At 59.6% G+C, this 307-nt stretch carries 1 protein-coding gene; it reads right to left on the bottom strand.

The annotated features are described in order from the left end of the window. The coding region (locus BGIM_RS68650) for a response regulator (RefSeq protein ID WP_169331894.1) at window positions 1-251 on the bottom strand (251 nt) is incomplete at its 3' end. Between the last annotated feature and the right edge of the window lie 56 nt (window positions 252-307).

Genomic DNA, 307 nt, shown 5'->3' with positions numbered 1-307 from the left:
TTGATTGCGTGGTCGGCCATCAATTCGCGGAGGCGTTGGGCCAGCTCATCCCCCTCCATGCCCGGCATGTTCAAGTCGATGAAGCACAATGCCGGGGGTGACTCCACGGCCATGCGAAGGGCGGTTTCCCCGTCGTAACAGGCACGGGCGTCAAACCCGCACATTTTGAGCAGTTCGGCGCACATGTCGGCGCCGTCTTTGTTGTCGTCAATGCAAAGAATGCCGGGACGATTGAGGGCGGTGTCGGGCATGGTCATCTCGGTCCGGGTGTTTTGGATTCCTCGTTGTTTCACAAGCCACAACGGCC

The organism is Zavarzinella formosa DSM 19928 (assembly GCF_000255705.1).
Taxonomy (GTDB): domain Bacteria; phylum Planctomycetota; class Planctomycetia; order Gemmatales; family Gemmataceae; genus Zavarzinella; species Zavarzinella formosa.
Note: the sequence above shows the minus strand (reverse complement) of the source record. Positions and strands in the feature narration are given on the sequence as shown.